The following is an 8401-nucleotide window of genomic DNA, read 5'->3' as shown; positions in this document are numbered from 1 at the left end:
GCCTGAAAAGGTCGCCTATGTGCCTGTGTCCAAACCGGGAGCTGTCTTTCCGCTGACCATGCCGGCGGGCGCCGAAACCATCGTTGGAAACACGCCGCAGTCGCTGACGCAGCAGGCACAGACCGCGCAGCAGACCGATGCGGTCGCCCAGCAGATTGCCGCGGCCGACGGCGACGTGGCGGCGCCGAAGCCCGCTGCCGCTCCGGCCATGAACAACCCGGTCTATGTGACGGCTGGCGAGATGCCGCAGGCCGAAGCACCAAAGAAGAAAGGCTTCCTGGCTTCGATGTTTGGCGCAACGCCAGCCTCGGCGACACCAGCCCCCCTCATCAGCAACGCCCGGACGGGCGAGCAGCCTCCGGCGCAGGCAAAAGCGACGCCAGCAGCGGCAAAGCCGATCATCACGCTTGCCTCGGCCGATTCCACGGCCAAGCCGGTACAGCTGGCTTCGCTCGGTGGCGATAGCGGTCACATCACCGGCAGCGATGCCCTGCCCGGCGTGCGCCAGACGGCCCTGTTCGAGATCAAGCGCAAGTCCGGCCTCGATGACGAAAGCGACGTCGACCTCAACGAGGATGAGGGGCCAGTGGGCGGCTCCTATCAGGTTGCGTCCGCCGCCGGCATGGCCCGGCTGGCGCCCAACGGGCTGCTCAAGCAGAACGAGAGCGTCGATGTGGCCTGCCTGAAACCGTCGCTGGTGCGCGTGCTGAAGACGATCGAAGGCCACTACGGCCGCAAGATGACGGTGACGTCAGGCTATCGCGACCCGGCCCGCAATCGGCGCGCCAACGGCGCCAAGAATTCGCTGCACATGTATTGCGCCGCCGCCGACATCCAGGTTCCCGGCGTTTCGAAATGGGAACTGGCGAGCTACATCAGAAGCATGCCCGGTCGCGGCGGTGTCGGCACATACTGCCACACAGAATCGGTTCACGTCGACGTCGGTCCCGAGCGCGACTGGAACTGGCGCTGCCGCCGGCGCAGCGGCGGTGACGGCTAGTAGCGCTATTTGACGGCCTACGCCTGTCAGCCGCCAAGGCCGTTCCGGCAATATCGTTCCAGCCTCCTGAACATTCGAGATAGGCCGAAGCGTCCCCAACTTCGTCATCCTCGGGTCTTCGCGACGGAGCGCTCCTTGCTCCGCCCGTGGATGACGAAACGATGGGTGTCGCCGCTAATCGTCAAAGCCTGCCAACCCTCGGCAAACCGTTGATTTGGCAGGCCTGGAAAAAAGTTGTCCAAGGTGGCACCTGACGGGTTGCCGGTTGCGCACAACGCCAGTATAAGCCGCTTCGTCTGAGCGCGCCCATCGTCTAGCGGTTAGGACACCGCCCTTTCACGGCGGTAACAGGGGTTCGATTCCCCTTGGGCGTACCAGAAAAATTTGCGTTTGGCGCAAACCTCCCTCCCAATGTCGGCAATTTCGCTTGGCTCTCTGCTGCTCTCTTCAACTGACGCGCAGTCTTCCGCGATCACACCATAGGCCAACGCGGCCATACGGGTCATAATCCTGCTACAAAGTGGTCGATTCCTAAGGGATGTAGCCGCTCCAAGAGCCCGCCGCAGGTCGCCCCCGTGGCGGGCTTTTTATTGCACGGTCGAGTTGGGCTTTCACGGCATTGCGACAACGGGGCGAAGCCCCGAGTGGCAAGTCCGTATTTATTTGCCTGGTTTGCGTGCGGGAGCCTACATGAGAACGGGTCGCGCGCCGCTCAAGACGACCCTCTTCAGCGCTTCAACCGGCATCCGACAGTGCAAAGTCAAAAGCCTGTTATGATCCACGGATTGGAGTCGTATCCGAGACGCGGCTCTGCCTTTGCGCCGCTGTCTTCCGATTTGGCGGTTCCGGTGAAACCGCAGTCCAGATTTGCAACGGGCTTCTTGGTCGACGGTTTCGTGGAACACAAGGCGGCAGCGTCACTGACCGCCGCCTTCTTTTCCTTGGCAACAGCGACACCGGTCGCAGCGAAAACAACAGCCGCGCACAATACAGCCACTCTCATTGGAACCCCCACATTGCACCCGACAGATGGTCGAACATGACGTAACGTAATCTTAATATTAGCACTAACGAATATATTAGCTAGCCCCGTGCCATAAAAAGCAGGCCGAGTGCCAAGCTTGCGCCACGACCGCCAAACCGGTGCCATCTGGACACCAGCCGGCATGAGTCGCATTCTGCTCGTGGGGAGAAGGGCATGGATAAACTAAACATAGGAGCTGATCAGGCCAAACGCTGGCGCGACCGCGCCCTGCGCGGCCGACGGAGGCGTCTGTCGCACAACATCGTGTCGTGGGCGCTGATCCTGATAGCTATAGCCATTCTCGGTGGGCTGATCACGCTCAAGGCGTACAAGTAAGCAGAGCCCCAGCGCGCGAGGCTATCAGGCCACAGCCTAGCCGCTGCCAAGCAGCGGCACGGTAACGGTTGTCGCGTAGTTGATCGGGAAGGAACTGAAGTAGGGGAAGTCGATGACGAAGGCATAGGCGGCGGTCAGATGCGCCATGCGGAAGCCACCGCTCACCGGGTCGATGGCGATCGTGACGTTCACGTCCTTGAACCCCAAGGCCTGCAATTTCTGCGTGGCGATCGATTGAATGTCGGCTTGGGTCAGCGTGTTCTTAAGCTGCAGCGAGCGCGCTGACGTCTCCAGCGTATAGCGAACACTGGAGACCGAGTGCATCGACCAGCCAAAGGCGAATATTCCGAACAGCAGCATGACAAGGAAGGGGGCGATCAGCGCGAACTCCAGCCCGGCCCCGCCCGATCGATCCCGCCGCAACGCGCTTACCCTAGCGGACACGGATCATCTCCTGGTGACCTATGACGGTGGGAGCGGCAAAGGCGCCGAAGGCAATTGGCGGCACCCAGGTGCCCGATGCCTGTATCTGGACATAGATCGACGGCACCTTCGGCCCACTGCACATGGTGGAAGCGTCGACCACGGTCGTCCCGCACATACGGATGTGGCTTAGCGTGACCTGGCCGTCTTCCGGCCGATTTTCCCAGCTCGCAATGGCAAGGGCCTGGGTCGCCGCATCATCGGTCGATCCGCTCATGACCAGGTTCGCGGCCGTCTTCACACCGGCGCGCATCGACAGTGAACTCGTTATGTAGGACCAGCCGTCCAGAATACCAAGCAGCACCAGGCACAGAATGGGCAGCACCATCGCGAACTCGACTGCCGCAACGCCCGAATCATCGCCGAGGATCGGCATCGACCGGCGCCCCACGGAGCTACTCGGACAGTGCCACGGACCGCGCGGCTGGAATGTTGGGCACTCCGAGGCTCGAGCAATCCTGATTGATGGTTGAATTACCGGACCATTGAATCGTATTTGCGACGACCCTGGTGCAGCCGCCATTGCCCGAGAAGTTGCCAAGATAGCTCACTTGCTGCTTGGGGAAATAGATGGCCCCGGTCAAAAGCGAGTCCGCTGTGCCGTTGAATGTGCTGGATGCACTCATGCCGGTCCTGTCGCCGTAGAACAGAACGCCTGAGTAGGTGCCCGAAGTCGCCGCGCTGAGCTTCACGGACGCATTGCCATTCATGCTGACGGTCGAGCTGCCGGACATGAAGATGGTCACCCCGGCGCCGGTGATGGCCGCGTTGGCGTTTATCTTGAGATTGCCCTGGACGACATAAACGCCGGGCGAAAGCGTGACGTTGCCCTTCAGGTTCATGCCGCTGCAATAGGTGCCTGGACCGAGCGTCGCCTTGTTGTCGTTCAGGCAGGGGGTCGCGGCCACCGGGGCCGGCAGGTCGACAAAGGGATCGCCGGCGGGCAGTGCCTGGGTGATCGGGGCCGCGCAGACGGTGGTGACGGGATTGCTGAGAGAGACACCGCCCGCCGATATCAGGCAATCGGCCTGCAGACCGGCCGCGCCCTGAAGCTTGATGGCGTCGGAGGCGATGGAATTGGACATGACCGAGCAGCCGGTGAGCTTAACGCTGGTGCTGCCGGAAAACAGCACCGCCTGCGACGCGGACGGATCGAGCGCGAGCATGCAAGCACTCGAGGCATCGGTAATAACGGCCACCGCCCTCGCCTGTTCGGGAACCTTTTCCTGTGTGAAGATCAGGGTGAACATCCGGTCGAGCTTCTGGCCGACGATCACCTCGACCGCTTTTTTCGCCGTATTCGGTCCGGACGCGGGCGGCGTATTGACGACGATCGTGCCCGAGCCCAGCCCGTTCGACGCCGCGGACTGGGTCGCAGCCGCGACGATCGTCGGCTTGTCGGAACCCGAAATCTGTTCGAGCGCTCCGGCATAGGCGGCTGCATCGGCCGTCGCCTGCAATCTCAGGCTGTTGTAGTACCAATAGGAGGTCTCGACGCCGAAGCCCGCAGCGCCGACAACGACCGGCAAGGTGAGGGCAAAAATGGTGGCGACATTTGCGCCCGTGCTCCGGCGCATGGCGTCCATTACAAGCCGAACACGGGTGAAGCTATTCAAGGCCATGGCTTAGATTAGAAAGCACGCATAAATGAACGAATGGCTAAAAAGTTCGGTGCATTTTTGAGCAGTGGTCCATTGGCTTCAAAAAAGAAGTGCTTCGCTGGCTGATCAACGCGCGAGCGCACTTCCTGGCAAGCGAGAAGGGCTAGGGCCAGCGGGAGGCGGCGAGAGAGAGCATCGATGTCCTAGAGCATCCGCCTGCGATAGGCAGCCATGGGTTCGCACCCGATCAGCGAACTTGCCGTCGAAGGCAGCAAACACCGATATATTGCTGCTCGCACTATTGGAGAATGCAGTGGGAAGCCAAAGCTGTGCAGGATTTCTTCAAGCGGAAAGAATCGGCATCGGCTCCGCAACCACCCCGGCCGACATCTCTCTTTGTACGGCCAGGAAGAACCTGCGCACTTCGTCGCCGGCTGCCGTTCTGTCCCTGCCCGATCCGACGACGAGATCGAGCAACTCCGACGCCTTGGCCCTCCAGAACGAGGTGGCGGGCTCGCCATGCAGATTGCCGAGCTTGGCGGCAACCTCTCTGACCAAGAATACCTGACGGTCGATCGGGAATGCACGGATTTTTTCTGGGGACATCTTCCGAACCATGAGACTGACGCAACGAATCAACCATTGCCAACAAGCAATGGCGTAGCCGGGAAGGTGGAAACGGAAGCTTAACGGCGCTGACGTGGGTGCGGGGACGCAACGATACGCTCGCGACATCGCCTGTGCGTCAAACGCGCTTCATTGGTTGCAGTGGGGGGCAGGCGAAACGGCGGCGGCCCTCAGGCCTGGAGCGCCCTCGCCTCACCGCCGCGCTTGCGCGGCGTCATCATGTCCCTGGCCATCAGTCCGCTGGCCCGGCAAAACGCCATGAACGCCCGGCAAGCATCCTCGGTCTTGACCACGTCTACCGTGGCCCCAAAGCAGGCGTTGAAGGCTTTCTGGTAGATCGGGCCCTGACGGCGCGCAGGCCAGTCCTGGAGAAAATCGAGCGCCTGTTCGACCCCGTAGATCTCCTCGACCGGCAGGCCGGGCGCGGGCGCTATGCGCACCGGCACCTCGAATTGCAGTCTGTCCATTTCCTGTCTCCCGAACTGGCGCCACCGCAGCAACGCCGTTCGTCGTCAAAAGTTGCTTTGACCGGCTTTTGGCCCAGAAATGTGTCGTCACTTGGGTCGCTGAACCGCCCATGCAAGGCGAATATCTCGAACTGTGCGGGTGCATCGGGCAGTTCTTCCTTGAACCTTTTGCCCTCAAGTGCCAAATCTGGGGAGATCTTCACGTCGGCTCTCCTGCAGGGCCCTACCCGCTACACGGACAAAATGGTCACCTATCTCGACGCTGCCACGGCCCCGCTCAGAAATACCGGCCAGATCCGCCTCTATGGCGAGGACGGCTTTGCCGGCATGCGCAAGGCATGCGATCTCACCGCGCGCTGCCTCGATGAGCTGGTGCCGATGGTCCAGCCCGGCGTCACCACCGAAGCAATAGACCGCTTCGTCTTCGAATTCGGCATGGACCACGGCGCGCTGCCGGCGACGCTCAACTATCGCGGCTACACGAAATCATCCTGCACCTCGATCAACCATGTCGTCTGCCATGGCATTCCCGACAACAAGCCGCTCAAGGATGGCGACATCGTCAACATCGACGTCACCTACATCCTCGACGGCTGGCACGGCGATTCTTCGCGCATGTATCCGGTCGGCACGATCAAGCGCGCCGCCGAGCGGCTGCTCGAAGTCACGCATGAATGCCTGATGCGCGGCATTGCGGCGGTCAGGCCGGGCGCCCGCACCGGCGCCATCGGCGCCGCCATCCAGACCTTTGCCGAAGGCGAGCGCTGCTCGGTGGTGCGCGACTTCTGCGGCCACGGCGTCGGCCAGTTGTTCCATGACGCGCCGAACATCCTGCATTACGGCAGCGCCAATGAAGGCGTCGAGATGCGGCCAGGCATGATCTTCACCATCGAGCCGATGATCAATCTGGGCCGGCCGCACGTGAAGGTTCTGTCGGACGGCTGGACCGCGGTGACGCGCGACCGCTCGCTGTCGGCGCAGTACGAGCACACGATCGGCGTGACCGACACAGGGTGCGAGATTTTCACGCTGTCGCCCAAAAAGCTCGATCGCCCCGGCCTGCCGGCTTAGAGCGCACCTTACCCGGCGGGAGGCCGTCTATGCCGACTGCACATCCGCGGCATTCGGCAGGTCGATGGTAACGACCAGTCCGCTGGGCTGGTTGTCCTCCAATTCGATCCTACCGCCGTGCCCCTGGACGATGTCGGCAACGATCGAGAGGCCCAGACCGAAGCCATGCTTCGACGCAATGCCGCGCGACGCATCTTCCTTGAAGAATGGTTCGAAAACACGGGCACGTGCCGTCATCGGAATACCCGGCCCGTCGTCCCCTACCGTGATGCGCGCCGCCGTGCCGGTCGCTGTCAAGGCGACAGTGACATTGCCAGCGAATTTGACCCCGTTGTCGCAAAGATTGGCGATCGCACGCGCCAATGCATTGGGCTTGCACCAGCCCAGAAGCCGGTCCGGCCCGGAATATGAGACAGGAAATCCGACATCAGAGAATTCGGCGCAGACGGTTTGCAGAACGCTGGCAATATCGGCGCGCTGCAGCTTCTCCGTCGAAACATCGTTGCGCAGGTAGGTAAGGGTCTCATCGATCAAGATTTCGATGTGCTGGACATCGGACAGGATTGCGGTTCGGATTGGGCCATCATCCATGCGCTCGGCGCGAAGCCGCAGCCGCGTCAAAGGCGTGCGCAGATCATGACTGACGCTGCGCAACATGCGCGTGCGGTTTTCGATCATCGTGCGGATACGCGTCCTCATCCTGTTCAGGGCGCGCGCCAACCCCACCATTTCAATGGAGCCGTGTTCGACGAAGAGCTGGTCGCCATTCTCGATCTCGGCCGAACCGACTGCCGCCGAGATGCGCTTCAACGGATCAGTCACGGCCCAAACCGCAAACAGCCAGATCAGCACGGGCAAGGCAACGAAAGCCATGAACCTATAGAACGAGGCACGGACGAGGCCCGATGTCAGCCAGGAATCGGGCATGCCGAAATGGGCCAGGACGTCCTGCTGGTCGAGGTCGATGACAAACGCGTATCGGCCGCCGACCCTTATCCAGCGTCCCTCAACCGTCCCCCTGTCGATACGCAAAAGCCATTCGACACTTCGCCATTGCAGATAGGATTGGGCAATGCCGGTTATCCGGTCCTTGGGCAATATCTCGAAATCAAAGCCGGCCCGCTTTGCTGTCGCCAGAATTGCGCCACGCGCCTGCGCCGGCGTTTCTTGCAACAAGGCAGCAACAACGGCCGCACGCCTGGCGTTATCTTCCGCGGCGGGAAGATCGGCGTTCTCTATGAAACTCTCGACGACCGAACCGACGAACATGATCACGATCACCGCGATGAAAATGATTGCCACAAACTGCCCACGCACGGACTGTGGCAAGAAACGGCGGATGAAATCCCTCATGCTTCCTCCACCGTCGCGGTGAAGATGTAGCCACCCAACCGAACGGTCCTCAAAAGCACCGGATCGCGCGCATCCTTTTCGATCTTCCTGCGGATTCGACTGATATGGACATCGACGCTACGCTCGATCGGCCCCGCGAGCCCGGCATGGGTTACGCCCAGAAGTTCCTCGCGCGAGAGAACCCGGCCTGCGTTGCGGCAAAACGCAAGCAACAGGTCGAATTCATGCGTCGTGGTCGTCACCCGCGCATTGTTGGGGTCATGCAATTGCCGGCGTATGGGATCAAGGCGCCAGCCGTTGAAACGAAGCACCTTCGACCAGTCCCGCTCGTCGGGATCATAGGCTGTACGGCGCAGCAGCGCCCGTATCCTGGCCGTCAGTTCACGCGCGCTGAACGGTTTCGTCACATAGTCGTCCGCGCCGATTTCCAGCCCGAAGA

Annotated in this window: 10 protein-coding genes and 1 tRNA gene; 4 read left to right on the top strand and 7 right to left on the bottom strand. The window is 61.5% G+C overall.

All coding sequences use genetic code 11. From position 1 onward, the window contains the following. From EN925_RS12785 to EN925_RS12770, 3 genes are all read left to right on the top strand, one after another. Nucleotides 1–1000: YcbK family protein (locus EN925_RS12785; RefSeq protein ID WP_128336588.1), on the top strand; the 1000-nt coding region annotated here is incomplete at its 5' end. Between the two features lie 302 nt (nucleotides 1001–1302). Beyond that, nucleotides 1303–1377: transfer RNA gene (locus EN925_RS12780), tRNA-Glu, on the top strand. 821 nt (nucleotides 1378–2198) lie between these two features. Next, nucleotides 2199–2360: a hypothetical protein gene (locus tag EN925_RS12770; protein ID WP_013531996.1), complete on the top strand. Its 162-nt coding sequence runs from the start codon at nucleotides 2199–2201 to the stop codon at nucleotides 2358–2360. A 36-nt stretch (nucleotides 2361–2396) separates the two neighbouring features. Here EN925_RS12770 and EN925_RS12765 read toward each other — a convergent pair whose 3' ends face one another. The 5 genes from EN925_RS12765 to EN925_RS12745 all read right to left on the bottom strand — a co-directional run bounded on the left by EN925_RS12765 (nucleotide 2397) and on the right by EN925_RS12745 (nucleotide 5538). After that, entirely contained in the window at nucleotides 2397–2804 is a 408-nt protein-coding gene (locus EN925_RS12765; RefSeq protein WP_013531997.1) for a TadE/TadG family type IV pilus assembly protein, read from the bottom strand. After that, entirely contained in the window at nucleotides 2794–3219 is a 426-nt protein-coding gene (locus tag EN925_RS12760; protein WP_064995340.1) for a TadE/TadG family type IV pilus assembly protein, read from the bottom strand. Before EN925_RS12760 ends, EN925_RS12765 begins: the two co-directional genes overlap by 11 nt. A 19-nt stretch (nucleotides 3220–3238) precedes the next feature. Further along, complete coding sequence (locus EN925_RS12755) at nucleotides 3239–4465, bottom strand: pilus assembly protein TadG-related protein (RefSeq protein ID WP_063167868.1); 1227 nt, start codon at nucleotides 4463–4465, stop codon at nucleotides 3239–3241. Nucleotides 4466–4786: 321 nt separating this feature from the next. Beyond that, entirely contained in the window at nucleotides 4787–5050 is a 264-nt protein-coding gene (locus EN925_RS12750; protein ID WP_024505702.1) for a DUF6074 family protein, read from the bottom strand. A 191-nt stretch (nucleotides 5051–5241) separates the two neighbouring features. After that, complete coding sequence (locus tag EN925_RS12745) at nucleotides 5242–5538, bottom strand: DUF982 domain-containing protein (RefSeq protein WP_013532001.1); 297 nt, start codon at nucleotides 5536–5538, stop codon at nucleotides 5242–5244. A gap of 243 nt (nucleotides 5539–5781) precedes the next feature. Here EN925_RS12745 and map point away from each other — a divergent pair, with 243 nt between their 5' ends. Then, on the top strand, nucleotides 5782–6609 hold the full coding sequence (gene map, locus EN925_RS12740) for a type I methionyl aminopeptidase (RefSeq protein WP_013532002.1): 828 nt from the start codon (nucleotides 5782–5784) through the stop codon (nucleotides 6607–6609). Nucleotides 6610–6636: 27 nt separating this feature from the next. Here the strand turns inward: map and EN925_RS12735 are convergent, their stop codons facing one another. Next, the gene (locus EN925_RS12735) at nucleotides 6637–7962 is read right to left on the bottom strand and encodes a HAMP domain-containing sensor histidine kinase (RefSeq protein WP_127368364.1); all 1326 of its coding nucleotides are present in this window, start codon (nucleotides 7960–7962) and stop codon (nucleotides 6637–6639) included. Then, nucleotides 7959–8401 (bottom strand): response regulator transcription factor (locus EN925_RS12730; RefSeq protein WP_164894189.1); only part of this gene is annotated, 443 nt, incomplete at its 5' end. The genes EN925_RS12730 and EN925_RS12735, both read right to left, overlap by 4 nt.

Origin of the sequence: Mesorhizobium sp. M7A.F.Ca.US.006.04.2.1 (assembly GCF_004022915.1) — a bacterium.
GTDB lineage: Bacteria > Pseudomonadota > Alphaproteobacteria > Rhizobiales > Rhizobiaceae > Mesorhizobium > Mesorhizobium ciceri.
This window is presented reverse-complemented; position numbering and strand designations above follow the sequence as displayed.